Consider the following 25,860-nt stretch of genomic DNA (forward strand, 5'->3'; position numbering starts at 1 on the left):
TCTTGGGCTCCCGGGCACGTTCTCCATAGGCTCGATGGTCGGTCTTTCCCATGGACAAGAGGGGGGTTCCCATGTGCGGAATCGTGGGGTACGTCGGCGGGCGGCAGGCCGTCGACGTGGTCGTCGAGGGGCTGGGACGGCTGGAGTACCGGGGGTACGACTCGTCGGGGATCGCGCTCGTCGGGCCCGGCGGGGAGCTCGAGGTGCAGAAGCGGGCGGGCAAGCTGGCCAACCTGCGCTCCGTGCTGGCCGAGGGGCCCGCGTCGTTCGCGACGACGGGCATCGGGCACACCAGATGGGCCACCCACGGCGCGCCGACCGACCGCAACGCCCATCCGCACACCGACTGCGACGAGCGGATCGCGGTCATCCACAACGGCATCATCGAGAACTTCGCCGAGCTGCGGGCCGAGTTGGAGACCGACGGCCACAAGCTCGTCTCGGAGACCGACACGGAGGTGGTGGCGCACCTGCTTGAGGGGTTCGCCGAGCTGGGGCTGGCCGAGGCGATGCGCCGTACGTGCAAGCGCCTGAAGGGGGCGTTCACGCTGCTGGCCGTCTCGGTCGACGAGCCGGGCGTGGTGGTCGGCGCCAGGCGCAACTCCCCGCTGGTGGTCGGGCGGGGGGACGGGGAGAACTTCCTCGGCTCGGACGTGGCGGCCTTCATCGCCTACACGCGGGAGGCGATCGAGCTCGGCCAGGACCAGGTGGTCAGGCTGCGGGCCTCCGAGATCACGATCACCGACTTCGACGGCGTCCCCTCTCCGACGCGCAACTACCACGTGAACTGGGACGCCTCGGCCGCGGAGAAGGGCGGCTACGACCACTTCATGCTCAAGGAGATCGCCGAGCAGCCGCGCGCGGTCGCGGACACGCTGCTGGGCAGGGTCGGGGCGGACGGGCTGCTGACGCTGGACGAGATGCGGCTGTCCGACCAGGAACTGCGGGACATCAACAAGATCATCGTGGTCGCCTGCGGGACTTCCTACCATGCCGGACTTATCGCGAAATATGCCATCGAGCACTGGGCGGGGATCCCATGCGAGGTCGAGCTGGCCAGCGAGTTCCGGTACCGCGACCCGATCCTCACCCGCGACACGCTGGTCGTCGTGATCAGCCAGTCCGGCGAGACGATGGACACGCTGATGGCCGTACGGCACGCCCGCGAGCAACGGTCCCGGGTGCTGGCCATCTGCAACGTGAACGGTTCCACGATCCCGCGGGAGTCCGACGCCGTCCTCTACACCCACGCGGGCCCGGAGGTCGCCGTCGCCTCGACCAAGGCCTTCCTCACCCAGCTCGTGGCCTGCTATCTCGTGGCGCTCTACTTCGCCCAGGTCAGAGGGACCAAGTTCGGCGACGAGATCTCCCAGATCATCGCCGAGCTGGCCGAGACGCCGTCCCGGATCGAGGAGGTGCTCGAGACGATGGAGCCGGTCCGCGAGCTGGCCCGCTCGCTGGCCGACGAGCGCTGCGTGCTCTTCCTGGGCCGTCACGTGGGTTTCCCCGTCGCCCTCGAAGGGGCGCTGAAGCTCAAGGAACTGGCGTACATGCACGCGGAGGGCTTCGCGGCGGGTGAGCTCAAGCACGGACCGATCGCGCTGATCGACGAGGGGCTTCCCGTCGTGGTCGTCGTGCCGTCCCCCCTGGGCCAGCGCGTGACCCACGAGAAGATCGTCTCCAACATCCAGGAGATCCGCGCCAGGGGGGCCAAGACCATCGTCATCGCGGAGGAGGGCGACAGCACGGTCGAGCCCTACGCCGACGCGCTGATCCGCGTTCCCGCCGTGCCGACCCTGCTCCAGCCGCTGGTGGCCACGGTTCCGCTGCAGGTCTTCGCCTGCGAACTGGCGACGGCCAAGGGGCACGACGTCGACCAGCCCCGCAATCTGGCCAAGTCCGTCACGGTCGAGTAGGAGGCGTCTTCGCCGCGTCGGCCGGCGGGGACGACGCGGGGGAGGGATCTCGCGTCGCGTCGGCCGGCGGGGGAGAGGGCGTCTGCGTCGCGTCGGTCGGTGCGTCGGTCGGTGCGTCGGTCGGTGCGTCGGTCGGTGCGGGAGAAGGGGGCGGAGTCGTGCTCGGAGCCGCCCCCACGGTGATCGACCACGGCCGGGTGCCGGTGACGAAGGCGGCGACGCACAGGGCCGGCCACAGAACGGTCGTCAGCGGATCGGCCCAGCCGGGCAGGAACGGCAGCCCGTGCCAGGCGAGCGCGAAGACCGCGTTGCCCGTGGCCAGCACGTGGGCGGAGCGGGACCGGGTGGCGAGCACCGCCGCGACCACGTCGACGGGGGCGGCCGGGAGGGGGCGCACCCTGAGCGATCGGACCATGAGCAGCGAGCCGACCGAGACGGCGGCGCCCAGGACCGTCCACACCAGCCCGGGCGACGGCCGTCCCGACAGGACGGTCTCGCCGAGGCCGGCCAGCACGCTCACCGCGCTCAGGATGACTCCGGCGGCGAGGAAACGGGACGCCAGGGGCGAGACGAGCCGGGGCGCAGCGCCCACCGCCGCGCCGGGGCCCGACGCCTGCCGGGACCCCAGGACCACCTCCGCGCCGAGCACACCCAGGAACCAGCCGGTGAACGGGCCGAGCGGCGACTCCTGCAGTATCCACAGGCCGGACATGGAGATCGCTTCGGGGAAGCCCCGGCCGTAGAGGCCGTAGAAGGCGGCGTAGGGGAAGGCGATCCCGGCCGTCAGCGCGGCGGAGCGCCACATGCGGGTGAGCCGCAGGTAGTGCCGGACGACCGGCTCGTTGCCCGGGGTGACCGTCAGCGCCTGGCGTCCGGTGAACAGGCCGACGCGATGCGGGTGCACCTCGCCGGACCAGCGCAGGGCCGCGACGACCGTCAGCACGACGGCGATGGCTGACGCGACCACGTTCACATCCTGTGCCGAGAAGATCTTGGGGCCCCCACCATAGTGCTCCGCTCCGGGATGTTCACCGGGTCGGGCCGCCCGGCCGCGTCGCCGCTCGCCGTACCGGCGCTGTAGGCGGGGGCGGTGAGGGGACGCCGGGACGGGGGCGGCGTGTCGCCGTGTTTCCGCCTGTCCTCGCGGCGGAGGAAATGTCCACAGCCTGTGGATAACGTCTATGGATTACTGAAGCACAAAAAGGGGAAAGAGGGAAAATCTGGAGTGAACCGGCTCGGCCGCGGTGCCCATTCTTCCGTGAGACAGGCGGCGCGTCTTCCCGAACGGTGAATGCGGTGCACGACTTGTACGGCGAGCGCGGAGAGACGTCCTCAGGGGTGCGCCTCGGTCGCGGCGGGGACGGTCGCGGCGGGGACGGTCGCGGCGGGGACGGGCGCGAAGGACGCGAGCGCGTCGACCAGCACCCGCTCGTCGAGCGTGGTCCGCGCGACGAGATGTGTGGCCACCAGCACGAAGACGCTGCGCGAACCGCCAGGGGACCAGTCCGCCGTCTCGGTGGCGAGAACCAGCTGGCGAAGGTCGTGCCCCGCCGCGTGTGTGAGCGCCTCCCTCAGGGCGACGGGGGGCCGTTCCTGTGTGAGGAGACCTTCCCCGGAGCTCGGCCGTTCGGAGGCGCCGGAGGGGCGTTCGGGGGCGAGGGCGGGGGAGAGGGGCCTCTGGGGGCGGGCGATGGCGTCATCCGCGACGAGCGGCTCGACGATCGTCTCGGCGCCCGCGTCCCGCAGTGTCCGCTCGGCGACCGCGCCGACTGTGACCTCCTTCGGCAGGCGCTCGCCGAGCACGACGAGGTTGGCGCAGAAGCCGCCGATCGGGGGGCCGAGGAAGGCGACCAGTGCGCCGGGGGGTTCCACCATCACCCAGCCTTCGGGCGGCCGGACCACGAACGGGCTCAGGCCGGGGAACGCCGCGTTGGGCCACCGGAGTGCCGGTCCCGTCGCCTCTACCCTTTTCATGCATATCTCGCAATCTGTTTTCTTTTTGTGAAACTACATGATCTCTCATGGTCTCTGTTATTTTTGTGGGGGTTTCGGGGGGTTTATGTCTCCTTCGTGAGAACCTCCGGCCTTCTCACGAGAAGAGTCCTCCAAGTGACTTGACGGCCTTGCCCGCCGCCTCGAGTCCGTCCTTCGCGTGATGGGCGATCTCGGGCACGTCGACCTCCCCGCCCACCCTCACCTTGAACCCGAGCCCGAGGGCCGCCCCGAGACTCGCCGAGAACTTGAGCTTGCCTCCGTCGTAACCGGCCTGCATGCCGACCGATCCGCCGATCCCGGCCTGGCCCTCCATCCCCGCGGTCTGTTCGAAGCCCAGGGCGCCCAGCTTCTGCTCGATCCCGGCCTTCACCCCCGCGAACGCCTCGGCCTCGGCGCGCCCCTCGAAGCCGTGAGGGCCGCCGTGCAGGCCGAGGCCCCCGGACACCTCCGCGCCTCCAGCCCGGACGTCCACCTCCGTCCTCGCCTCGGCCGGGCCCACGTGCAGCTTGGCGTGCGCCTTCGCCTTCAGGGCGTACGCCTCGGCCGCGAAGTCGGCGGCGACGCCGTACCCGCCTCCCACCGCGCCGACGCCCCCGCTCGCCTTGTAGGAGGCGTGCCCGAGCGCGTACTCGGCCCCCAGCTCACCGGAGCGTCCCTTGGTCCTGGTCTCACCGCCCAGCAGCGACGCGTCCTTCTCGGCCGAGCCGTACAGGAGCGAGAACAGGGGCGTGCGCGGGGAGAGACCGTTGCGGGCGAGCCTACGGCGCTCCTGCGCTGACAGGCCCGCTCCCTTGGTACGGCGTCGCCCCAGGTCGCGTGGGTCCCTGCTGAACACCTCGTCCTGAAGCCTCGGCCCGAACAGGACGTTCGTCGCACCGGATCCGGGAGCGCCTGGGGGCGAGGGCGGCGCCACCGAGGGCAGGGCCAGGGCCGCGCCCGCGCCGCGGCACGCGACGGCGAGGGCGCGCACCGCCCGTTCACGGGCCCGCTCGGCCTCCTCGTGCCGGTGCGCGGCCCTGCGGACGGCCTGCTCCGCCTCCTCGACCTCGTGCTCGGCGCGCACCAGGGCGGACCTGTCGACGGGAGCGGGGACCGCGCCGGCTGCGGTGGCCAGCGCCGCCGCCTTCTCCTGCCGCACGACCCCGGCCTGCTCCGCGGCGAGTTCGCGTCCGGCCTCCGCGAGTCTGTGCCTCGCGTCCTCGAGGACCTTGCGCGCCTCCTGCTCGGCCTCGACGGGCCCGGCGACGCGGTGGAGGGCGTCCGCGACCTCCTCGTGGGCGGTTCTGGCGAGGAGGAAAGCCTCGTGCAGTGCGGTGAGGACGGCCTGGAAGCGTTCCCCCGCCGGGCCGACGAGCACCCCCGCCGTTCCGGCCAGACCGTTCCTCGCGGTCAGCAGTCGTCGCGCGCCCCCGTCGAGCGCGTGCGCCCGCGCTCCGGCGTCGCGGGAGGCCCTGCGCAGGTCGTCGGCGACGGCGGGGTCGGCCGCTCTGTCGGGCATCGGGTCACCCTCCGGCGAGCCGGAAGGCCAGCGCGGTCAGATCGGTCTGCCTGGCGGTCCGTTCGGCGACCTCGCCGAGCACCCTGAGGCAGGCGCTCCAGCGGACGTCGAACTCCCGCACCGCGGCGTCGGCGGCGGCGTCGCCGGTCGGGGCGCTCGGGGCGCACGGGAAGGAGGTCGTCCCCGCCGCGTCGCGCAGACCGGCGACGACGGTCGCCAGCCCCGTGGGGTCGGCCGCGATGCGATGTGCGTTCATGGCTCCAGAGGCTAGGAGCGCGGGCCCGCCCCGCCTATGGGAAAGGTTTCCCATCGCGCCCATCACCGGTCGTGCTGGGGTGCCGGGGCGGCGGGGCTTTTCGCCTGTGGTGAGGGGACGTGGTCGCAGGACTAACCTGGAGCCGTGATCGTGGGCATCGGGGTCGACGTCGTGGACGTGGCCCGGTTCGAGGCGACGCTGGAGCGGACCCCCGCCCTGCGGGCGCGGCTGTTCACCGAGACCGAGCGGGCTCTGGCCGTCCAGTCCCTGGCCGCGCGGTTCGCGGCGAAGGAGGCGGTCGCCAAGGCGCTCGGCGCGCCGCCCGGCCTGGCCCACCTGGACGCCGAGGTGCGCAACGGCGAGTACGGCAAGCCGGAGCTGCACGTCAGCGGCCGGGTCGCGGAGGTCGCCGCGACCCTCGGCGTGACCCGGTGGCACGTCTCGCTGACCCACGACGGAGGCATGGCCGTCGCCTACGTGATCGCCGAAGGTTGATCGCCCAGCGCGACGAGCGGAAAAGGTGCCGGGTCGCACGCCGTTCACAGGCGCCGACCACGCCCGCGCCGGCACTCGCCGCACCGGCGCGGTGGAACGTCCGACAGGGTGAGGGTGTGGCGGTGGGGCTCACCGGTCGTGCGGGGGTCGGTGGAACGTCCGACACGGTGAGGGTGTGTGAGGGCGGCGGTGGGGTGTCGGTTGTGCGGGGGTCGGTGGAACGTCCGACACGGTGAGGGTGTGTGAGGGCGTCGGTTGTGCCGGGGCATGTGCGGGTGATCGGCGGGGGATAGCGTCGGACCCATGTTGAGCGCATACACCTCCGATCAGATCAGGGCGGCAGAGGCGACTCTGATGGCGAAGCTGCCCGAAGGCACGCTCATGGACCGGGCCGCCACCGGGCTCGCCGTGGCCTGCGCCGCGATGCTCGACGGCGTGTACGGCTCGCGCGTCGTGCTGCTGGTCGGCTCGGGCGACAACGGGGGCGACGCCCTGTACGCCGGAGCGCGTCTGGCCGCCAGGGGGGCCAGGGTCGAGGCGGTCCTCGCCGGGGCCCGGGTCCACGAGGCCGGGCTGGCCGCCCTGCGGCGGGCGGGGGGCCGCGTCACGGACATCCGCGCCGCCGCGTCCGCGAACGGCGGGGACGCCGCGCGTCTCGCGGCCGTGTCCGGGGATGGGTGGGAGACGGCGGTGCGCGCGCTTCTCCAGGCGGCGGACCTCGTCGTGGACGGCCTGGTCGGCATCGGCGGCGCCGGGGCGCTGCGCGAGCCGTACGCCACCCTCGTGGGGCTGACCCACGACGCGCCCTGCGAGGTGGTCGCGGTCGACGTGCCGAGCGGGGTCGACGCCGCCGGCGGGCGGGTGGAGGGAAACGCGGTCAGGGCGGACGTCACGATCACCTTCGGCGCGTACAAGGTCGGGCTGCTCGTGGCCCCCGGCGCCCAGTACGCGGGACGGGTCGAGCTTGTCGACATCGGGCTCGGGCCGTACGTCCCCGAGCCGGAGGCGACCGCGCTGACCGGCGCGGACGTGGCGCCCCTGCTGCCGAGGCCGGACGCGCGCTCGGACAAGTACAGCAGGGGCGTGGTCGGCGTGGCCGCGGGAAGCCACCGCTACACCGGAGCCGCGGTGCTGGCCGTCGGCGGGGCGGTCAGGGCGGGGGCGGGCATGGTCCGCTACGCGGGAGTCGCGGAACCCGTCGCGCAGGTGCGCGCCCGCTGGCCGGAAGCCGTGATCACGGAGCTGGAGCCGGGGCAGGGGGTCGACGAGGTCGGCCGGGTGCAGGCGTGGGTGCTCGGCCCCGGCCTCGGCACCGACTCCGAGGCCCTGGCGCTCGCCCGTTCGGTGCTGGCGAGCGACGTCCCCGTGCTCGTCGACGCCGACGCGCTGACGCTGGTCTCCCAGGACAGGTCGCTGCTTCGCCGCGCCGCGCCGACGTTGGTCACCCCGCACGCGGGGGAGCTGTCGCGCCTGCTGGGGACGCCCAGGGCCACGATCGAGGCCGACGGTCTGGAGCACGCGCGGCGGGCCGCGTCCGAGCTGGGCGTGACGGTGCTGCTCAAGGGCTCCACCACGCTGGTCGCCGAGGAGGGACTGCCGGTCAGGGTCAACCTCACCGGAAGCCCGTGGCTGGCCACCGCGGGCACCGGCGACGTCCTGGCCGGGATCGCGGGCACGCTTCTCGCCGCCGGGCTCAGCGCGTACGACGCGGCCTCCTGCGCCGCCCACCTGCACGGAATCGCGGGCGGAGACGGCCCGCTGTCCGCCTGGGACGTCCTGGAGGCGGTCCCCGACGTCATGAGGTCGGTCACCGGCCGCCACCGGGGCGGCAGTCGCGCCAAGCGCCGCTGACCAGGGCGCGATCGCGGCCTCCGGAGCATGGCGTCGGCACGGGTGAGAGCTCTGAGCTGCGAGACTGGGGAAATGAGTTTTTCGATGACCCCAGCGGAGGCGCGGGTTGACCTCTCGGCGATCAGGGAGAACGTGGCGCTTCTCAGAGAGCGCTCTCCCGGTGCCGAGACCATGGCCGTGCTCAAGGCCGACGCCTACGGGCACGGCCTGGTCGCCTCCGCCGGAGCCTGCCTCGAGGGGGGCGCGACCCGGTTCGGCACCGCCTACATCCGCGAGGCGCTGAAGTTGCGGGCCGGGGGAGTCACCGCGCCGGTCCTCTCGTGGATCATTCCGCCCGGCGAGCCGCTCGACGAGGCGATCGCCCAGGACGTGGAGCTGTCGGCGGGGGCCGAGTGGCTGGTGGACGCGATCGCCGAGGCGGCCGGCCGTACGGGCAGGACCGCCAGGGTGCACCTGAAGGTGGACACCGGCTTCTCGCGGGGCGGCGCGCCGATCGCCGACTGGCGCGCGCTTGTGGACCGTGCCATGTCCCGGCAGGCCGAGGGGACGATCGAGATCGTCGGGCTCTGGTCGCACCTCGCCTGCGCCGACATCCCGGGGCATCCCGCCACCGAGACGCAGCTGGGCGTCTTCGACGAGGCGCTGGCCATCGCGGAGAAGGCGGGCGCGGCGGGGTCGCACGTGATCCGGCACATCGCCAACTCCGCGGCGACGCTGCTGCTGCCGCACGCGCGCTACGACATGGTCCGTCCCGGTCTCGCGGTCTTCGGCCTGAGCCCCGTGCCGGAGCTCGGGGACTTCGGGCTCCGTCCCGCGATGACGCTGACGGCGCGGATCGCGCTGGCCAGGAGGGTGGCGGCGGGGTCCGGCGTGTCCTACGGGCACCTGTACGTCACCGAGCGCGAGACCACGCTCGGCCTGGTCCCTCTCGGATACGCCGACGGCGTCCTGCGGCACGCGACCGACAGGGTCGAGGTGCTGGCCGGGGGCCGCAGGCGGCGGATCGCCGGGCGGGTCTGCATGGACCAGTTCATGATCGACGTGGGAGACGACCCGCTGGCCGAGGGCGACGAGGTGATCCTGTTCGGCGACGGGGCACAGGGTGAGCCGACCGCGCAGGAATGGGCGGATTCCCTTGGCACGATCACCCATGAGATCGTGACCAGGATCGGTTCGCGGGTTCCACGCGTTCACCGGTGAGAGGCATCTCAGGGGGGCGAATGAGCACTACTGCACGGCGCAAGGTCGGCATCGCGGGAGCCATCGTCGGCGCGGCGTCCGCCGGCGTGGCCGCGGCGGCCCTCGCCAAGCGGTACGCCGTCGGCCGCATCAGGCTCCGTCCCGACCTGGAGATGAGCGAGCCGCTGGGCGAGCTGCGCGGCAGGCAGGCCACGGTCACCACCTCGGACGGCGTCTCCCTCTACGCGGAGGTCGACGGCCCGGAGGACGCCCCGCTGACCGTGGTCCTGTGCCACGGCTACACCCTCAACCTGGACTCCTGGCACTACCAGCGGCGCGACCTGCGCGACTCCTACCGCCTGGTGCTGTGGGACCAGCGTTCCCACGGGCGTTCGCCCCGCACCGCCACGGAGGACTCCGTGATCGACCGCCTCGGCGACGACCTGGCCGAGGTGATCGAGGCGCTGGTGCCGGGCCCGTGCGTGGTGGTCGGCCACTCCATGGGCGGCATGACGATCATGGCGCTCGCGGACCGGAGGCCTGAGCTGTTCGGTGAGCGGATCAGGGGCGTCGCGCTGATCTCCACCTCGGCGGGCAAGCTGGCCGAGATCTCCCTGGGGCTGCCCGCCCTGCTGTCGAAGGCGGTGCACAAGGTCACGCCGGGCACGGTGTCCATCCTGAGCCGGGGCGGCGCGCTGGTCGACAAGGGGCGCCAGGCGGGCAACGACGTGGCCTTCCTGATCCTGCGTCACCTGGGCTTCGGCGACCCCAAGAACGTCAGCCCCACGGTGGTCGACTTCGCCGAGTCGATGATCCGCTCCACGCCGTTCGAGGTGATCGCCGACTTCTACCCCGCGCTGATGTCGCACGACAAGCTGAGCGCGCTGGGCGTCCTGGACGACGTGCCCACCTCCATCATCGTCGGCGACAAGGACTGGCTGACGCCGGTCGAGCACAGCAGGGCGATGGCCGCGGCGCTGCCGCGCGCCCAGCTCACCGAGGTGCCCGGCACCTCGCACCTGATCCAGCTCGAACGTCCGACCGTCGTCAACGACGCGCTGAGGGACCTGCTCAAGCGGGCGACGACCGAGGCGACCGGGTCCGCGACGGAGCCGGCGGAGCCTTCGGAGAGACTGGCGGAAGGACCGGTGGAAGGATCGGCGGCGGAGCCTTCCGCGGGTCCCGTGGAGGGGCCGGCGGAGCAGTGAGACATCGGCAGGAGTGACACAGCAGTGAGAGTCGTGGCAACCGCGGAGAAGATGCGGGAACTGGGCGTGGAGCTGGCCGGGCTGCTGCGCCCCGGAGATCTGGCGGTGTTGTCCGGGCCGCTCGGGGCGGGCAAGACGACCCTGGTCCAGGGGATCGCCGACGGGCTGAAGGTGCGCGGGCCCATCACCTCCCCGACCTTCGTCATCGCCAGGGTGCACCCCTCCCTGGCGGGCGGTCCCGCGCTGGTGCACGTCGACGCCTATCGGCTCGGCGGCGACCTGGAGGTCGACGACCTGGACCTGGACGCCTCGCTTGAGGACTCGGTGACGGTCGTGGAGTGGGGCGAGGGGCTGGTCGAGGGGCTCGCCGACGACCGCCTGGAGATCCGCATCGAGCGCGGCGGTTCCGGTCACGCCGGTGGGCCCGGCGAATCGGATGAGGCGGGCGAGTCGGGTGAGGAACGGACGGTACGGCTGCGCGGGATCGGCCCCCGCTGGGAGGGCGTTGTCTGATTCACCCCCGTAGGCAGGAGAATCCTGGCACGCTGGCAGTACGCCCCACTTGATATAGATCATCAAGCTCGAAGATCGACTCTTGCGGGTATGCCCATGTTTAATGGGAAACAGGCGGGAAGTTGTGCGGGCGAGGGTCGTCGGCCGGACTGCGGAGTGGAGTGCGACGGTGCCAAGGGTCAGACGTGTCGCGGTTCTAGGAGTCATCGCCCTTTTCGGAGTGGCCGGATGCACGGCCCAGGCCAACTCGGGCAGCACGGGGGAGAGCGCATCCCCCGCAGCCGCCCAGCAGACAGCGAGCAGCCGTCAGGACATCGAGGTCCAGCTCCAGCCCGCCCGCGCGAAGGCGGGCCAGCGGGTGTGGGTGCTGGCCAACTGCCCGATCCCCGAGGGCGGTCCCGAGCACCGGGGCACCGCCTCCTCCGAGGCCTTCCGGGGCCCGGTGACGCTCGACCCCATCCTGGCGACCCCCAGTCCGTCGGCCACGGCGAGCAGCACCCCGACGGCACGCCCCTGGGTCCGCGGCCAGGCGACCGTCGCCACCGGCGCGAAGGCCGGAGTCTACGACGTCAACACCAGGTGTGAGGGGACCAACGACACCGGCAAGGCCAGCCTCAGGGTCGTGGCCGACGCCAAGCCGACCTCCGAGCCCGGCTCCAAGCCGACCCGTACGGTCATCACCACCCACGGCCCCGGCACGGGCGGCGGAGGCACCGCGGCGGGCGGTCCGCACGACGAGTCGGGCATGCCGTTCGGCGTGACCGGGACACTGCTGGTGGTGGCCTTGGCGGGCGGAGCCGGGCTCGTGGTCATGCGTCGCCGCCGCTCGTAGTCCTCGATGGCCGGATCCCCCCGCTGGTCACGGATCATCGTGGCCGGCCTCGTCACCGGCGCCGTCATGGTCGCCGTCAACAAGGGCGGCGACGGCGACTCGCCGTCGTCGCGCCCCTCGGTCGTGCCCAGCCGCATCGACATCCCGTCCCTGGGCGTCAAGGCGCCCCTGATGAGGCTCGGGGTGAAGGACGGCCAGATCGAGCTTCCGCCGCTCGACGAACCGGACACGGCGGGGTGGCTGAAGGAGAGCGCGGTGCCCGGCGACCCGGGATCCGCGGTGATCCTCGGGCACGTCGACACCAAGACCGACCCCGCCGTCTTCTACAAGCTCAAGCAGATGCGCGCGGGGCAGGTCATCAAGGTCTCGCGGAGCGACGGCAAGATCGCCCAGTACCGGGTCGACTCCGTCGAGCAGGTGAGCAAGGACCGCTTCCCCGCGGACAAGATCTACCTCGAGGACGGCCTGCGGCTCATCACCTGCGGCGGGAACTTCGACTGGGACAAGCACGAGTACCGCGACAACGTCATCGTCTACGCGACCCTCGTCAAGACCTGACCCACCGGTCACCAGGCCCCTCCCGGCCCGCCCGGTGACCGGACTCCTCCCGGCCACCGTCCCGCGACCGGGTCCCGCCCGGCACCGGAGGCCGGGCGAAAACCGGTCGCCGGGGGAGACGGCCCTGGGAGATCATGCTGCGATGAGCGAAGTCAGCGCGCCTCCCGCCGCCGGAGTGCGCCTGCCGTGGCAGGCCGTCCCCTCATGGATCCACGAGGCCGTGGAGGGACGTCTCGGCGCTCCCGTGGTCGAGGCCGTGACCCAGACCGGCGGGTTCTCCCCGGGCGCCGCCGTGCGGCTGCTGCTGGCCGACGGCCGCCGCGCCTTCGTCAAGGCGATCGGCCCCGAGCCCAACCCGCACTCCGCCGACTTCTACCGCGCCGAGGCGCGGATCTCCGCCGCGCTGCCCGCCGAGGTGCCCGCTCCCCGGCTGCTCGCCTCCTTCGACGCGGACGGCTGGGTCGCGCTGCTCTTCGAGGACGTGGACGGGCGGACGCCCGCCGTGCCGTGGGACGCCGACGAGCTGGCCCTGGTCGTCGAGGCGGTGGTACGGCTCGCGGAGACCCTCACCCCCTCCCCGCTGGCCGCGTCGCCCGCGGCCCAGGCGCTCAAGGGGATGTTCGAGGGATGGCGGTCGCTGGCGGCGGCGCGCGAGGCCGGGGACGACCTCGCCGGGCTCGACCCCTGGGCGGTGCGCAACCTCGACGCGCTGGCCGCTCTGGAGAGCGGGTGGGCGTGGGCGACAGAGGGCGCGACGCTGGTCCACGGCGACATACGGGCCGACAACCTGCTGCTCACCGCGGACGGCGTCAGGGTCGTCGACTGGCCGTGGGCCTTCCTCGGCCCGTCCTGGTTCGATCTGCTCGCGATGCTGCCCAGCGTGCGGATGCAGGGCGGGCCGCCGCCTCAGGAGATCTTCGACCGGATGGCCCCCGACGCCGACCCCGAGGCCGTGACCGTCGTCCTGGCGGGGCTGGCCGGCTTCTTCGTCTGGCAGGGCCGCCAGCCCGACCTGCCGGGTCTGCCGACGCTCAGGGCGTTCCAGCGGGCCCAGGGAGAGGCCGCGCTCGGCTGGCTGCGGACCCGGATGGACCCTTGACCGTCGCGGGACGGGCTAGGCTAACTGTTCGTGCTGGTCCTGGCCTTTGATACCGCAACCCCCGCCGTCACCGCAGCGTTGCACGACGGCGAGAGGGTTCTCGCGGAGGCGACGACGGTTGACGCGCGTCGCCACGGTGAGCTGCTCGTGCCCACGATCGAGACCGTCCTGCGAGAGGCGGGGGTCGCGCTCGCCGACGTCACCACCGTCGTCGCGGGCACGGGCCCCGGCCCCTACACCGGGCTGAGAGTCGGCCTGGTGACCGCCCAGGCCCTGGCGGCCTCGCTGGGCGTCCCGGCGTACGGCGTCTGCACGCTCGACGCCGTCGCCTACGGCAGCGGGCTGGCCGAGCCGTTCCTGGTCGCCACCGACGCGCGGCGCAAGGAGGTCTTCTGGGGCCACTACGAGGACCGGCGGACCCGCCTGTCCGGGCCCTCGGTGGACAAACCCCAGGACCTGCCGCAGGACCTGCCGCTCGTCGGCGCGGGAGCGCGGATGTACGCCGAGGTCGTCGGCGCCTCCCGCCTGCTGGACGCGCCCGAGTACCCCTTCGCGGGCGCGCTGGCGGCGCTGGCGGCCGAGCAGCTCGGGCAGCTCGGCGAGCAGGACGTCAGGGAGGTGGTCGAGAGCGGCACGCACCCCGTGCTGAGCCTGCCCCACCCGATCTACCTGCGCCGTCCCGACGCCCAGGTGCCCTCGGCGCCGAAGAAGGTCTCCACATGACCGCGACGTTGCGGCAGATGACCATGGACGACCTGCCCGCGGTGATGAAGATCGAGCGGGACACCTTTCCCCTCGACGCCTGGAGCGAGGGGATGCTCAGGGGCGAGCTGGACGACCAGCCGAGGACCAGGCACTACGTGGTCGCCCTCGTCGGCGAGGAGATCGTGGGCTACGCCGGGCTCTTCGCGGCGGGCGACCAGGCAGACGTGCAGACCATCGCCGTCTCCGAGACCCACCGGCGGGCGGGGATCGGCGGTGCGATGCTGGCCGAGCTGCTGGCCGAGGCCGTACGGCGGGGCGCACAGTCGATCTTCCTCGAGGTGCGCGCGGACAACCCCGAGGCCCAGGCGGTCTACGACCGGTTCGGGTTCGGGCGGATCGGTGTGCGCCGCCGATACTACGAGGACGGCACCGACGCGATCATGATGAAGAAGGACCTCAATGCGTGACGAACCCCTGGTGCTGGGCATCGAGACCTCCTGCGACGAGACAGGCGTCGGCATCGTCAGGGGCCACACCCTGCTGGCCAACACGATCGCCTCCAGCGTCGAGCAGCACGCCCGTTTCGGCGGGGTGGTGCCCGAGGTGGCCTCCCGCGCGCACCTGGAGGCCATGACTCCGACGATCGAGCGGGCGCTGGACCAGGCCGGCCTGCGCTTCACCGACGTCGACGCGATCGCGGTGACCGCGGGACCGGGCCTGGCGGGCGCCCTGCTCGTCGGCGTCGCCGCCGCCAAGGCCTACTCACTGGGACTTGGCGTGCCCCTGTACGGCGTGAACCACCTGGCCGCCCACGTCGCCGTGGACCAGCTCGAACACGGCGCCCTGCCCAAGCCCTGCATCGCGATGCTGGTCTCCGGCGGGCACTCCTCCCTGCTGCTGGTGCCCGACGTCGCCAGGGAGGTCATCCCGCTCGGCTCGACCGTCGACGACGCGGCGGGGGAGGCGTTCGACAAGGTCGCGCGGGTGCTCGGCCTGCCCTTCCCCGGCGGCCCCCACATCGACCGGGTGGCGGGGGACGGCTCCGGCACGGCCATCGCCTTCCCACGCGGCAAGTACGACGACGGGACGCTCGACTTCTCCTTCTCCGGGCTGAAGACCGCCGTGGCCCGCTGGGTCGAGGCCAGGCAGCGCTCCGGCGAGTCGATTCACGTGCCCGACGTGGCGGCCTCCTTCCAGGAGGCGGTGGTCGACGTGCTGACCCGCAAGGCGCTGCGGGCGTGCGAGGAGCACGGTGTGCGAGACCTGCTGATCGGCGGCGGCGTGGCGGCCAACTCCCGGCTGCGGGCCCTGGCCCAGGAACGATGCGACGCCGCGGGTGTGCGGCTGCGCGTCCCCCGTCCCGGACTGTGCACCGACAACGGGGCGATGGTGGCCGCGCTGGGCTCCGACCTGGTCGCGGCCGGAGTCGCCCCCTCACTCCTGGACATCCCCGCCGACTCCTCGCTTCCGATCACCACCATCCACGTGTGAGCGGGGCACCGCCGTCCACGGGTGAGCGGGGCTTCTACGCCGGGTGCAGGGCGAGCGTCGGGTAGTCGGTGTAGCCGGTGTGGTCGCCGCCGAAGGCCTTGTCGAAGTCGGCCTCGTTGAGCGGCGCGCCGAGGCGCAGACGCACCGGCAGGTCGGGGTTGGCCAGGAACGCCCTGCCCAGCGAGACCAGGTCGGCGCCCTGGCCGAGCCAGTGGGCCACGGCGGCGGCGGGCTCGCCCCTGGTGGGGTCGTTGACGACGAGCGTGTGCGGCCAGAGCGAGCGGATCCGTCCGTCGAGCTCGGCCGAGCCGCCCGCAAGGTGATGCAGGTAGACCAGGTCCAGCTCGGAGAGCTCGGCCAGCAGCGCCGGGTAGACCTCGTGCGCGTCGTCCTCGGCCAGGTCCTGGACGCCGGTGGCGGGGGAGATCCTGATGCCGACCCGGGAGGGGCCGATCGCCTCCGCGACCGCCTTCGCGGTCTCGACGGCGAAGCGGATCCGGCCCTCGACGGATCCGCCGAACCGGTCGTCGCGCAGGTTGGCGTTCTGCGACAGGAACTGGTGGATGAGGTAGCCGTTCGCACCGTGCAGTTCGACCCCGTCGAATCCGGCGTCGACGGCGCGGCGGGCGGCGTCGGCGAAGTCCCCGATGGTCGCCTCGACCTCCTCGGTGGACAGCGCGACGGGGGTGGGGATGTCCTGCATGCCGTTCGGGGTGAAGATCTGCGTCGTCGGCCCCACGGCGGACGGCGCGACGGGCAGGGCGCCGGCGTTGTCCGGGTGGCCGACCCGGCCCGCGTGCATCAGCTGCGCGAAGATCCGGCCGCCCGAGGAGTGGACGGCGTCGGTGACCTCGCGCCATCCGGCCACCTGCTCGTCGGTGTGCAGGCCCGGGGTGTCCATGTATCCCTTGCCCGCCGGGCTCGGCTGCACTCCCTCGCTGATGATCAGGCCCGCTGAGGCCCGCTGCGCGTAGTACAGCGCGGTCAGCGAGGAGGGGATCCCGTCGACGTAGGCGCGTGAGCGGGTCATGGGAGCCATGACCAGGCGGTTGGGCAGCTCGAGTCGGCCGAGCTTGAACGGCGAGAACGGCATGTCATGTCCTTACGAGATCGACTTGGTCGGCTAACTTGGGCGACCAACTTGGTCGACCAATGGCTAGTTCTACAACTTGGGCGGCCAACTTGCAAGCGGTAGGCTGGATCCCGAACGGAGGCTTGAGATGACGGTTTCACGGCTTGACGAAGGGCTGGAGGAGGTCGAGGCCTGTGGAAGGTCCAACGACACCCTGAACTGCATGATCGTCCAGGCCACGCGCGGTCACCGCACGCTGCTCGCCAGTCTCCTCGCGGAGATCGACCTGTACCCCGGCCAGGAACGCGCGCTGGCCGTGATCTGGGAGAACGGCCCGCAGCCGCAGAACGCGCTGGCCAAGATCATCGGCATCGACATGTCCACGATGACCAAGACCCTGCAGCGTCTCGAGCGCAGCGGGTTCATCAGCCGCACCCCCAGCCCGGCCAACCGTCGTGTCAGCATCGTGAGCACGACCCCGAAGGGAGACGCGCTGCGCCCCGAGGTCGACCGCGTCCTGACGGAGGTGCACCGGAGGATGACCCACGGCCTGACCCCCGAACAGGCCGACGAGCTGACCTCCCTGCTGAACGTGGTCAGAGGCAACCTGTGCCGCGAGGTGATGGCGAACGACCCGGAGCAGCACCACGGCCTCTGCTGAGCGGTCGCCGACGAGAGGCCGCCGCCCGTCAGGGGACTCGCGCACGCCGCCTCGGGGCCGGTCGTGACGCCGGTCCGGGGCCGGTCGCGGGGCCGGTCCGCAGTTGGTCGCGGGCCGCTCGCGGGGCCCACGGCGTACGGCCGCGACGGCTCCCGTATGGCTCCTGCACAGCTTTCGTGCGGCTCCCGTGCGGGGATCAGTCCTTGTCGTTGCGGGTGGGACGCAGAAGCGCCTCGGCGAGCGCCAGCATGGTCTCCTCGAGCGCGCCGAGACGGCGGGTGAGGTCGGCGCGGGCGGGCTCCATGATCCGGGTCAGGGCCTCGGCGAGCTGCTCGCGGTCGGGCTGGGCACGGAGCATGTCGGCCAGGGGGACGAGGGAGGAACGGGCCTGGGCGAGGCGGTCGTCCAGCGAGTCGAAGCGCTTGGCCTGGTCGTCGGCCTGGGCGGTGAGGAGCGTGTCGATGTTCCGGTGGGCGTCGCCGATGTCCATGACCGCCGCCAGCCTTCCAAGACGCTCCGCGACCGCCGTGACGCGCTCGTCCACGCCTCCGAGGTGCTCCGCGACCTCCGCGACGCGTTCGTCCACGCCTCCGAGGTGCTCCGCGACCGCCGTGACATGCTCGTCCACGCCTCCGAGGTGCTCCGCGACCGCCGTGACGCGCTCGTCCACGTTTTCGAGACGCTCCGAGGCCCGCTCGGCGCGGCCGTCCAGCGCGCGCAGGCGGGAGTCGACGACCTCGATCCGGCCGGTGACCCGGCCCTCGACGTCGTCGAGGCGCTCGTCGAGCGTGTCGAACCGTCCCTCGTGGCGGACGGCGACCTCGCCGAGGCGGGCGTCGACCGAGGCCACGCGGACGCCCGTCGCGGACGCCCGCTCGTCGAGGGCGGCCAGACGCTCGTCGATCCCGCGGAGGCTCGCGGTCAGCTCGGGCATCCCCGCCTCGAGCCGCGCCGCGCGCTGGGACAGCTCGCCCAGCGCCTTGTCCAGGCGGGTGAACCGGACCGCCGCCGCCTCCATGCTCGTCTGGATGTGGCCCAGACGCCTGGCGACGTCCCCGACCAGGTCGCCCGTCCCCCGCGCGTCGTCGACGATCGTCCCGAGGCGGACGAGCGTCTCCTCGACGTTCTCACCCACGGCTCCGACGTCGGCCCACAGGCTCGGCAGCTCGGCGAGGGGGACGACCCGCCGTCGCACCGACTCGACGCCCTCGCCGACGGACTGGACGCGCTCGCCGACGGCGTCCACGTGGTCGCGGACCGCCTCGACGTGCTGGGCGAGGCCCTCCGCCCACGCGGGAGGGCGGGCGGAGATGTCGTCGAGACGGCCGTTGACGGACTCCAGCGTGCCGTTGAGCCCGCCCAGCTCGCGCTCCCTGACCTCCCGCAGCAGCCACTCCATGCCCTCGAGACGCTGACGGATCTCGTCCAGCACCGCGCCCTGGGTGCGCTGCTCGTACACGTGGTCCTGGGCGGCGCGGGCCAGGAGCTCGCGCATCCGGTCGGAGATGGCGGTCTGGCTGCCTGCCTGGAGCAGGGTGTGGTCGGAGTGATCCACAGAAAGCTCCTTCACTCGCCGACGGTCGGCCGCGCGGTGGGATCGGTACGGCATGCTGAGGAACGCGGTCGAACCGCAGGCGGGGCGAACTCCCGCCCGGCAACCCTAGCCTCTGGATCAAGGGTTTTCCGTGCCGAATTTAAAAGATCGCGATTGCCGGTGAATTGCGCTGATATACCGTTTTGCCAGTTCAGGAGGGTGTGCAGATCAGGGCGAACGGCCTTTCTGCGATCCGGGTGAGAATGACGACCGCGGATTCGCCGCCGGAAAGCCGCAGGTCCTTTCTCAGGCGTTCGACGTCGACCGCGGAACCCCGTTTTTTGATCGTCGCGTTCCCGACCCCGCGCTCGCGCAACGCCGCTCGCAGCCGCTTGAGTGAGAACGGCAGCACCTCGTGGACCTCGTACCGCGACGCCCACGGCGTCCGCGCCGCGACGTCCCCGGTGATGTAGGCGATGCGCGGGTCGATCAGGCGGCCGCCGACCTCGGCGGCCACCTCCGCGACGAGGTGGGCCCGGATCGCCGCGCCGTCAGGCTCGTGGACGTAACGTCCGACGGCGCCGCACTCCGCCTCGCCGAGCGCGGGATCGGGTGTCATCGTCTCGCCGGACGGCAGCATCGTGGCCCTGCGTTCCGCCTCGCCCGCCAGCCCGCCGCACCAGATCACGGCCTCCTTGACCTCGCCCCGGTGCGAGACCCACTCGGCCTCCGCGTCCTCGGGGAGGAACTCGTAGCCGATGCCGGGAGCGACCTTCAGGCACGCGGCCCGCGCCTTCGCAGCCATTTCGAGCACCTCGGGCCAGGGAGGCGAGTAAGCCGTCGGGTCGAAGGTCCTGCCCCGCGCGGTACGGCGGGCGGGGTCGGCGAACAGGACGTCATAGGCGCGGGGGTCGACCGTCGAGGCGTCCGCCGCGCGGACGGAGACCCGGTCGCCGAATCCCAGGGCGTCGGCGTTCGCCTGGGCGATCGCGGCGGTGAGCGGGTCGGCGTCCACGGCCTCGACCACGCACCCCGCCCTGGCCAGGGCGAGGACGTCCCCGCCGATGCCGCAGCAGACGTCGGCGACCCGGGAGCCCGGCGCGATGCGCCGCGCGCGGTGGTCGGCCACCTCGCGGCGCGTCGACTGCTCGAGGCCGGCCTGGGTGAAGTACATCAGGGCGGCGTCCGCGCCGAACTTCTCGACCGCGCGCCGCCTGAGCGTGGCCTGGGTGAACGCGGCCGAGGTCAGGTCGGCGTCGTAGGTCCTCCTGAGCCGCGTCACCGCCGCGACCGGGTCGTCGCCCGCGATCTCGGCCGCCGCCTCCAGGGCTTCCTGGCCCCTGGGCGTCAACAACTCCCGGAATGCGTCAAGCTCCACGCCACCCGACGCTACCGCCTCGGGTCGGCGGGCGGTCCGGAGCGCGAGGCGCGACGGGCGGGAACAGGCAGGCGCGGCGGGCGGGCGCGGATGGACACGGCGGGCGGGCGCGGGCGGAGAGGAAACGCTCCCGCCGCCACCCGGATCGACGCGAGGAGGCCATTCCGCCCCATGGGAGTACGAGAAGGGATCCCATGGGAGTACGAGAGGAGAAGGGAAACTCCGGCCCGCGAGGAAAGCGTGTTGACCGGTAATGCCCTGGCCGGACAGAAACCAGAGGATCTTGTGGATGAACAATGAAAGAAGCGTTTATCCGCAGGGCTTCATGCATATCGCGTCACACGATCACGAGTGGAGAGGTCGCGATGTCCGTCGAGGAGAGCGCGGCGCCCCCGGTCACACCCGCATGGGAGCCGTCCGGTTCCTCGTCGCCTACGCGCTTCCCGAAGAGGGAGAGGGGGACGCCGAACTCGGGCTGGTCTCCTGCGACGATCTCGCATGCCCGAGACCGAAGGCCGTCAAGCTCCCTTCGGCGCCCTCGTTGGCCACCGGTTCCCTGTCCCGGCCGCTCGACATCGCGGTGCCCCCGGACGGCAGGGTGGTGATCGCCTTCTTGGCCCGCAGGGCCCGCTCCGTCACGACGGTGTCCTGCGGCGCCTCCGACTGCCGGGAGACGACCAGGGCCGGATCCTCGTCGCGACCTACGCGGACAGCCCCTCCGGCGAGGTGGACCTCGTCCTCGTCGCCTGCCGAGCCACCGGGCGCGGCGACCGCTCCTCGGTCAGGATCGCGACCACGGAGGTCTTTCCCGGCCCCGTCGACCTGCGGGTCGGGGCCGACGGACGGCCTCGCGTGCTGTGGGCGGACGCCCACGACGACCTGAGGTCCGGCAGCGTCCTGAGGTTGCTCACCTGCGCCGAACCTCGATGCGGCGTCAAATGAGCGCGCCTGTTCCCGCCGCCGCCTCCGGGCCCTCGAACCGCCGGAACGCGTGGCCGTCGCCTCAGCGCAGCAGGCCACCCAGATCGAGGTCAATGGGGAAGGGGGTCTGGAGCGAGATCTTGTCGTGGTAGATCCCGGTGGGGACGTACAGGTGCGTCGCGGGATCGAGCTCGTAGATGTACAGGACCGGCTTGCCGTTCTCCGCCTCGACACGCCAGAAGTTCGGGATCCCGGCCTCCGCGTAACGTCCGGGCTTGACCTCCCGATCCCGGAACTCGGACTCGGGGGAGACCACCTCCACGATCAGGTGGACTTCGCCAGGGGTGTAGGAGGTGCGGTCGTGCTCTTGGTCCAGGGCGGCGTCGATGAGAAGCACATCGGGACAGGGGCGCTGTCGCGGGCCGAGCACGACGTCCATCTGGGTGGCCACCGCGAGGTGGTCGGGCACCTGGTCCTCGAAGCTGCTCGCCAGCCTGCGGATCATGACATCGTGGAAACGCTTCTGGGGGGACGTGAAGATGAGGGCTCCATCGACGAGTTCGACGTGCTTGAAGAAGTCCGGCTCGCCGTGGGGGCCTTCCTGGGGAAGCCGGTCGAGGTCGTCGGCCGTCCACCCGCCCGGCGGGGGGTAGGGCCAGTTGGCGAGCGGGTCGCCGGCCTCGCGCAGCGTGCTCGTTTCCTCGCTCATCGTGCTGGTCACGTCGTTCACCGTAGCGTCGCTCCCGTCACCGTGTGTGGTCATCGGGTCACATTCCCCTTGGTGCTCGCTCATCTCCTCGTATGTTCCCCGAAGTGGGGCGCGGTGTCGCCCGGAAGCGCGGGAACCGCCGCGCGACGGAGGGTTTGACGTTCGCGTACGGCGCACGGGGGCGGTTCGTGTTGACTGTCAAGGCCACCTTGCATACTGTTCCGTATTGGCACTCTCCCGGTGAGAGTGCCAGATACATGCGACGAGGCAGGTCTGACACCCGCGACGGCAGACCGCTGGTCGCCTCTTCTAGATCATTCAAATCTGAAGGGGAGGTCCGACGTGACGACCGCCACCAAGGTTCCCGTTAAGCCGCTCGGCGACCGCATTGTGGTCCAGCCGCTCGAGGCCGAGCAGACCACTGCTTCCGGCCTCGTCATCCCGGACACCGCCAAGGAGAAGCCGCAGGAGGGCAAGGTCCTCGCGGTTGGCCCCGGCAACTGGGACGAGGACGGCGACAAGCGGATTCCGCTCGACGTCAAGGAGGGCGACGTTGTCCTCTACAGCAAGTACGGCGGCACCGAGGTGAAGTACGGCGGCGAGGAGTACCTCGTGCTCTCCGCTCGCGACGTGCTCGCCATCATCGAGAAGTAATCCACGCTTCACAAAGATGACGTATCGAGCCCCGGGTCGCGAGAGCGCCCGGGGCTTTGATGCGCCGACGTACTTTTAGAGAGGATTAGCATGCCGAAGATCCTGTCGTTCGAGGAGGACGCGCGCCGCGCTCTTGAGCGCGGTGTGAACGCTCTCGCCGACGCAGTCAAGGTGACCCTCGGCCCGCGTGGCCGCAACGTCGTCATCGACAAGAAGTTCGGTGCGCCGACCATCACCAACGACGGTGTCACCATCGCGCGTGAGGTCGAGCTGGACAAGCCGTACGAGAACCTCGGCGCTCAGCTGGCCAAGGAAGTCGCCACCAAGACCAACGACATCGCCGGTGACGGCACGACCACCGCGACCGTCCTCGCCCAGGCGATGGTCCGCGAGGGTCTGCGCAACGTCGCGGCGGGCGCCCAGCCGTTGTCCCTCAAGCGCGGCATCGACATCGCGGCCAGGGCCGTCAGCGACAGGCTGATCGAGTCCGCCAGGCCGGTCGAGGACAAGAAGGAGATCGCCCACGTGGCGACGATCTCCGCGCAGGACGCCAAGATCGGCGAGCTGATCGCCGAGGCGTTCGACAAGGTGGGCAAGGACGGTGTCATCACCGTCGAGGAGTCCAACACCATGGGCCTCGAGCTGGAGTTCACCGAGGGCCTCCAGTTCGACAAGGGTTACCTGTCGCCCTACATGGTCACCGACCAGGAGCGCATGGAGGCGGTTCTCGAGGACCCCTACATCCTGATCAACCAGAACAAGGTCTCCTCGGTCGCGGACTTCCTGCCGCTGCTGGAGAAGGTCGCCCAGACCAAGAAGGCGCTGCTGGTCATCGCCGAGGACGTCGAGGGCGAGGCCCTGGCGGTCCTGGTCACGAACAAGATCCGTGGCACCTTCACCTCGGTCGCGGTCAAGGCGCCGGGCTTCGGTGACCGCCGCAAGGCCATGCTGCAGGACATCGCCATCCTCACCGGCGGCGAGGTCGTCAGCGAGGAGGTCGGCCTCAAGCTCGAGCACGTCGGCCTCGAGGTGCTCGGCACCGCCCGTCGCGTCGTGATCACCAAGGACAGCACCACCGTCGTCGACGGCGCCGGTGACGCGCAGGCGATCGCCGACCGCGTCAAGGAGATCAAGCTCGCCATCGAGCAGTCCGACTCCGACTGGGACCGCGAGAAGCTCCAGGAGCGTCTGGCGAAGCTCTCCGGCGGCGTCTGCGTGCTGAAGGTCGGCGCGGCCACCGAGGTGGAGCTCAAGGAGAAGAAGCACCGTCTCGAGGACGCCATCTCCGCGACGCGCGCCGCGATCGAGGAGGGCATCGTCTCCGGCGGTGGCTCCGCGCTCGTCCACGTCTCCAAGGCCCTCGACGACCTGGGCCTGACCGGCGACGAGGCGACCGGTGTCGCGGTCGTCCGCAAGGCGCTCATCGAGCCCGCCCGCTGGATCGCGGAGAACGCCGGCCTCGAGGGCTACGTCGTGACGACCAAGGTCGCCGAGCTCCCCGTGGGCCAGGGCCTCAACGCCGCCACCGGCGAGTACGTCGACCTGGTCGCCCAGGGCGTCATCGACCCGGTCAAGGTCACCCGCTCGGCCGTCCAGAACGCCGCCTCCATCGCCGGCATGCTGCTGACGACCGAGGCCCTCGTGGTGGACAAGCCCGAGGAGGAGGCTCCGGCCGCGGCCGGCGGCCACGGCCACGGGCACGGCCACGGCCACTGATCCCCACAGGTCCGTACGGCTCGCGTCTCCCCGGAGACGCGAGCCGTTTGCGTTTTCCGGTAAACCGAAACAGGTCTCAAAGCGTCATGGGGTGATGGGGCGGAGGAGTAAAGTTTCTCCTAACCAATGGCCGACATATTCGGCAATGAAGCGAAATATTTCTTCACGACCAAAGGCTTACTGTGGTCGGGTGATTACATACCGTTATCTCCGTCTCAATGTGACCAATCCGTAGCCGTTTGCCATGACGACAGGTCCGACCGGGGCGGGCATCATGCCTAACGTGACCGAGGGATGCGTCGCCGACGCCAAAAGTGGGGTAAGGCTTGCGACGAGATCTGAGGGGATTGCCCACCGGGATGATCTCAAGGATCTGACGAGCCTCGCCGTTCAGGGAGATCGCACCGCGATCGAATCCCTGATCGCGCAGCTACGACCAATGGTCGTCCGTTATTGTCGTGCGCGTCTTGGCCGGGTTTCCGGTCAGTACCACATCGCGGACGACGTGGCCCAGGAAGTGTGCATCGCGGTGCTGTCCGCCCTGCCTCGTTACCGTGACATGGGGCGGCCTTTCGCGTCCTTCGTCTTCGGTATCGCCTCCCACAAGGTGGCCGACGCGCTGCGCAGCTCGGTGCGCTCCGCCGTGCCCACCCAGGACCTCCCCGACGGGCCCGACGAGGGCCCGGGGCCCGAGGAGACCGTGGTCCGCTACATCGAGGCGGAGCACGCCCGCAGGCTGCTGTCCAGGCTCCCCGACAACCAGCGGGAGCTGCTCATGCTCCGAGTGGTGTCGGGGCTGTCCGCCGAGGAGACGGGTAATGTACTGGGCATGTCACCAGGTGCGGTTCGCGTCGCCCAGCACAGGGCGCTGGCCCGGTTGCGCGCGATGGCGGAGCTGGAGTCGATAGCTTGACCGGCGAGCAGTCGAGCCGGGTCCCGCGGCGCCGGCACGCCGCGCCGAACAGGTCTCGCCGGACCGGCGAGGCCTCCGAACGGGCGCGCCCATGACAGCGGTCCATCCTCGGCGCCCGACCCGGAGATACGGGCCTGAGGAAGACCCCGCCGTGACCGCGACGGACACGGTGCTCGAGGCGCTGTCACTGAGGAGGCCCGTCTCCTCCTCCGACGCCGCCGTCGCCCTGCTGGCCGCACTGGTCGACGACGTCGATCAGCGGTGCTCCTCGGTGTCGATCACGCCGTCGACGTAACCTCTGGCGTACTCCCAGGTGACGTAGTCGGTCGGGTCGGGCTGGTAGGCGGGTTCGTGGACCTGCGGCTGGCCGTTCTCGATCATCTGGCGCAGGTTGCCGCGCAGGAGCTCCCAGTCGAAGTAGTGCTGCTCGCCGCACTCGGGGCAGTCGAGCACCAGGCCGAGCACGCCCTGTGGCTCCAGGAGGGAGCGGAAGACCTCCACGTCGGCGAGGTCCGTCATGGCCTCGTCGCGTTCGGCCGAGGTCAGCGGCTGGGACGCGTCCGCCTCGCCCAGCGCCGCCGCCGGGTCGTCGGGATCGTCCGCGAACGGGTCGCGAGGGACATCGTCGAGCACGATCCCACCTTATGGCCTTGATGTGTCAAACAGCCCCCGAACCGCATGAGCCGGGCGAGGCCGCCCGCCCCGC

28 protein-coding genes are annotated in these 25,860 nt (G+C 71.5%); 18 read left to right on the top strand and 10 right to left on the bottom strand.

Features of this window, described 5'->3' with window-relative positions; genetic code table 11:
- The first annotated feature begins 71 nt into the window (after nucleotides 1-71).
- On the top strand, nucleotides 72-1,916 hold the full coding sequence (gene glmS / locus PKF00_RS25670; RefSeq protein WP_271220188.1) for a glutamine--fructose-6-phosphate transaminase (isomerizing): 1,845 nt from the start codon (nucleotides 72-74) through the stop codon (nucleotides 1,914-1,916).
- Here glmS and PKF00_RS25675 read toward each other — a convergent pair.
- The 4 genes from PKF00_RS25675 to PKF00_RS25690 all read right to left on the bottom strand — a co-directional run bounded on the left by PKF00_RS25675 (nucleotide 1,903) and on the right by PKF00_RS25690 (nucleotide 5,665).
- A complete protein-coding gene (locus PKF00_RS25675) occupies nucleotides 1,903-2,883 on the bottom strand; it encodes a hypothetical protein (RefSeq protein WP_271220189.1) in 981 nt (326 codons plus the stop codon). The genes glmS and PKF00_RS25675 overlap by 14 nt on opposite strands.
- Nucleotides 2,884-3,248: 365 nt before the next feature.
- On the bottom strand, nucleotides 3,249-3,890 hold the full coding sequence (locus PKF00_RS25680; RefSeq protein WP_271220190.1) for a hypothetical protein: 642 nt from the start codon (nucleotides 3,888-3,890) through the stop codon (nucleotides 3,249-3,251).
- Nucleotides 3,891-4,005: 115 nt separating this feature from the next.
- Complete coding sequence (locus PKF00_RS25685) at nucleotides 4,006-5,409, bottom strand: hypothetical protein (RefSeq protein WP_271220191.1); 1,404 nt, start codon at nucleotides 5,407-5,409, stop codon at nucleotides 4,006-4,008.
- A gap of 4 nt (nucleotides 5,410-5,413) precedes the next feature.
- A complete protein-coding gene (locus PKF00_RS25690) occupies nucleotides 5,414-5,665 on the bottom strand; it encodes a hypothetical protein (protein ID WP_271220192.1) in 252 nt (83 codons plus the stop codon).
- Between the two features lie 144 nt (nucleotides 5,666-5,809).
- On the opposite strand from PKF00_RS25690, the gene PKF00_RS25695 reads away from it, so the two are divergent.
- The 11 genes from PKF00_RS25695 to tsaD all read left to right on the top strand — a co-directional run bounded on the left by PKF00_RS25695 (nucleotide 5,810) and on the right by tsaD (nucleotide 15,596).
- Nucleotides 5,810-6,160 (top strand): holo-ACP synthase, encoded by a 351-nt coding sequence (locus PKF00_RS25695; protein WP_271220193.1) that lies wholly within the window; start codon nucleotides 5,810-5,812, stop codon nucleotides 6,158-6,160.
- Between the two features lie 303 nt (nucleotides 6,161-6,463).
- Nucleotides 6,464-8,011 (top strand): NAD(P)H-hydrate dehydratase, encoded by a 1,548-nt coding sequence (locus PKF00_RS25700; protein WP_271220194.1) that lies wholly within the window; start codon nucleotides 6,464-6,466, stop codon nucleotides 8,009-8,011.
- 84 nt (nucleotides 8,012-8,095) lie between these two features.
- Entirely contained in the window at nucleotides 8,096-9,211 is a 1,116-nt protein-coding gene (alr, locus tag PKF00_RS25705) for an alanine racemase (RefSeq protein ID WP_271220195.1), read from the top strand.
- 20 nt (nucleotides 9,212-9,231) lie between these two features.
- Nucleotides 9,232-10,398 (top strand): alpha/beta fold hydrolase, encoded by a 1,167-nt coding sequence (locus PKF00_RS25710; RefSeq protein ID WP_271220196.1) that lies wholly within the window; start codon nucleotides 9,232-9,234, stop codon nucleotides 10,396-10,398.
- A 24-nt stretch (nucleotides 10,399-10,422) separates the two neighbouring features.
- A complete protein-coding gene (gene tsaE, locus PKF00_RS25715; protein ID WP_344930566.1) occupies nucleotides 10,423-10,911 on the top strand; it encodes a tRNA (adenosine(37)-N6)-threonylcarbamoyltransferase complex ATPase subunit type 1 TsaE in 489 nt (162 codons plus the stop codon).
- A 169-nt stretch (nucleotides 10,912-11,080) separates the two neighbouring features.
- Nucleotides 11,081-11,743 (top strand): hypothetical protein, encoded by a 663-nt coding sequence (locus tag PKF00_RS25720; protein ID WP_271220197.1) that lies wholly within the window; start codon nucleotides 11,081-11,083, stop codon nucleotides 11,741-11,743.
- 6 nt (nucleotides 11,744-11,749) lie between these two features.
- Entirely contained in the window at nucleotides 11,750-12,301 is a 552-nt protein-coding gene (locus PKF00_RS25725; RefSeq protein ID WP_271220198.1) for a class F sortase, read from the top strand.
- A 142-nt stretch (nucleotides 12,302-12,443) separates the two neighbouring features.
- Nucleotides 12,444-13,400 carry an aminoglycoside phosphotransferase family protein gene (locus PKF00_RS25730; protein ID WP_271220199.1) on the top strand — a complete coding sequence of 319 codons (957 nt, stop codon included), beginning with the start codon at nucleotides 12,444-12,446 and terminating at the stop codon, nucleotides 13,398-13,400.
- A 30-nt stretch (nucleotides 13,401-13,430) separates the two neighbouring features.
- The gene (gene tsaB, locus PKF00_RS25735; RefSeq protein ID WP_271220200.1) at nucleotides 13,431-14,123 is read left to right on the top strand and encodes a tRNA (adenosine(37)-N6)-threonylcarbamoyltransferase complex dimerization subunit type 1 TsaB; all 693 of its coding nucleotides are present in this window, start codon (nucleotides 13,431-13,433) and stop codon (nucleotides 14,121-14,123) included.
- The gene (rimI, locus tag PKF00_RS25740; protein ID WP_271220201.1) at nucleotides 14,120-14,572 is read left to right on the top strand and encodes a ribosomal protein S18-alanine N-acetyltransferase; all 453 of its coding nucleotides are present in this window, start codon (nucleotides 14,120-14,122) and stop codon (nucleotides 14,570-14,572) included. Before tsaB ends, rimI begins: the two co-directional genes overlap by 4 nt.
- The gene (gene tsaD, locus PKF00_RS25745) at nucleotides 14,565-15,596 is read left to right on the top strand and encodes a tRNA (adenosine(37)-N6)-threonylcarbamoyltransferase complex transferase subunit TsaD (protein ID WP_271220202.1); all 1,032 of its coding nucleotides are present in this window, start codon (nucleotides 14,565-14,567) and stop codon (nucleotides 15,594-15,596) included. Before rimI ends, tsaD begins: the two co-directional genes overlap by 8 nt.
- Before the next feature lie 34 nt (nucleotides 15,597-15,630).
- Here tsaD and PKF00_RS25750 read toward each other — a convergent pair whose 3' ends face one another.
- Complete coding sequence (locus PKF00_RS25750) at nucleotides 15,631-16,689, bottom strand: alkene reductase (protein ID WP_271220203.1); 1,059 nt, start codon at nucleotides 16,687-16,689, stop codon at nucleotides 15,631-15,633.
- A 127-nt stretch (nucleotides 16,690-16,816) separates the two neighbouring features.
- Here PKF00_RS25750 and PKF00_RS25755 point away from each other — a divergent pair, with 127 nt between their 5' ends.
- The gene (locus PKF00_RS25755; RefSeq protein ID WP_271220204.1) at nucleotides 16,817-17,329 is read left to right on the top strand and encodes a MarR family winged helix-turn-helix transcriptional regulator; all 513 of its coding nucleotides are present in this window, start codon (nucleotides 16,817-16,819) and stop codon (nucleotides 17,327-17,329) included.
- A 196-nt stretch (nucleotides 17,330-17,525) separates the two neighbouring features.
- Here the strand turns inward: PKF00_RS25755 and PKF00_RS25760 are convergent, their stop codons facing one another.
- The 3 genes from PKF00_RS25760 to PKF00_RS25770 form a co-directional block, all read right to left on the bottom strand.
- Nucleotides 17,526-18,884: a hypothetical protein gene (locus PKF00_RS25760; RefSeq protein ID WP_271220205.1), complete on the bottom strand. Its 1,359-nt coding sequence runs from the start codon at nucleotides 18,882-18,884 to the stop codon at nucleotides 17,526-17,528.
- Nucleotides 18,885-19,074: 190 nt separating this feature from the next.
- Complete coding sequence (locus PKF00_RS25765; protein ID WP_271220206.1) at nucleotides 19,075-20,241, bottom strand: class I SAM-dependent methyltransferase; 1,167 nt, start codon at nucleotides 20,239-20,241, stop codon at nucleotides 19,075-19,077.
- Nucleotides 20,242-20,673: 432 nt separating this feature from the next.
- On the bottom strand, nucleotides 20,674-20,880 hold the full coding sequence (locus PKF00_RS25770) for a hypothetical protein (RefSeq protein ID WP_271220207.1): 207 nt from the start codon (nucleotides 20,878-20,880) through the stop codon (nucleotides 20,674-20,676).
- 87 nt (nucleotides 20,881-20,967) lie between these two features.
- Here PKF00_RS25770 and PKF00_RS25775 point away from each other — a divergent pair, with 87 nt between their 5' ends.
- A complete protein-coding gene (locus PKF00_RS25775) occupies nucleotides 20,968-21,183 on the top strand; it encodes a hypothetical protein (RefSeq protein WP_271220208.1) in 216 nt (71 codons plus the stop codon).
- Between the two features lie 61 nt (nucleotides 21,184-21,244).
- Here the strand turns inward: PKF00_RS25775 and PKF00_RS25780 are convergent, their stop codons facing one another.
- Nucleotides 21,245-21,883, bottom strand: coding sequence for a Uma2 family endonuclease (locus PKF00_RS25780; protein ID WP_271220209.1), 639 nt, complete (start codon nucleotides 21,881-21,883; stop codon nucleotides 21,245-21,247).
- 330 nt (nucleotides 21,884-22,213) lie between these two features.
- On the opposite strand from PKF00_RS25780, the gene groES reads away from it, so the two are divergent.
- From groES to PKF00_RS25800, 4 genes are all read left to right on the top strand, one after another.
- The gene (gene groES, locus PKF00_RS25785; RefSeq protein WP_184712660.1) at nucleotides 22,214-22,525 is read left to right on the top strand and encodes a co-chaperone GroES; all 312 of its coding nucleotides are present in this window, start codon (nucleotides 22,214-22,216) and stop codon (nucleotides 22,523-22,525) included.
- A gap of 90 nt (nucleotides 22,526-22,615) precedes the next feature.
- Complete coding sequence (gene groL, locus PKF00_RS25790; RefSeq protein ID WP_271220210.1) at nucleotides 22,616-24,241, top strand: chaperonin GroEL; 1,626 nt, start codon at nucleotides 22,616-22,618, stop codon at nucleotides 24,239-24,241.
- A 274-nt stretch (nucleotides 24,242-24,515) separates the two neighbouring features.
- Nucleotides 24,516-25,154, top strand: coding sequence for a sigma-70 family RNA polymerase sigma factor (locus PKF00_RS25795; RefSeq protein ID WP_271220211.1), 639 nt, complete (start codon nucleotides 24,516-24,518; stop codon nucleotides 25,152-25,154).
- Nucleotides 25,155-25,305: 151 nt separating this feature from the next.
- Entirely contained in the window at nucleotides 25,306-25,449 is a 144-nt protein-coding gene (locus tag PKF00_RS25800) for a hypothetical protein (protein WP_271220212.1), read from the top strand.
- Here the strand turns inward: PKF00_RS25800 and PKF00_RS25805 are convergent.
- Nucleotides 25,410-25,787, bottom strand: a complete 378-nt coding sequence (locus tag PKF00_RS25805) for a DUF5319 family protein (RefSeq protein WP_271220213.1) — start codon at nucleotides 25,785-25,787, stop codon at nucleotides 25,410-25,412. The genes PKF00_RS25800 and PKF00_RS25805 overlap by 40 nt on opposite strands.
- Between the last annotated feature and the right edge of the window lie 73 nt (nucleotides 25,788-25,860).

It is taken from the genome of Streptosporangium carneum, from assembly GCF_027922005.1.
Taxonomy (GTDB): domain Bacteria; phylum Actinomycetota; class Actinomycetes; order Streptosporangiales; family Streptosporangiaceae; genus Streptosporangium; species Streptosporangium carneum.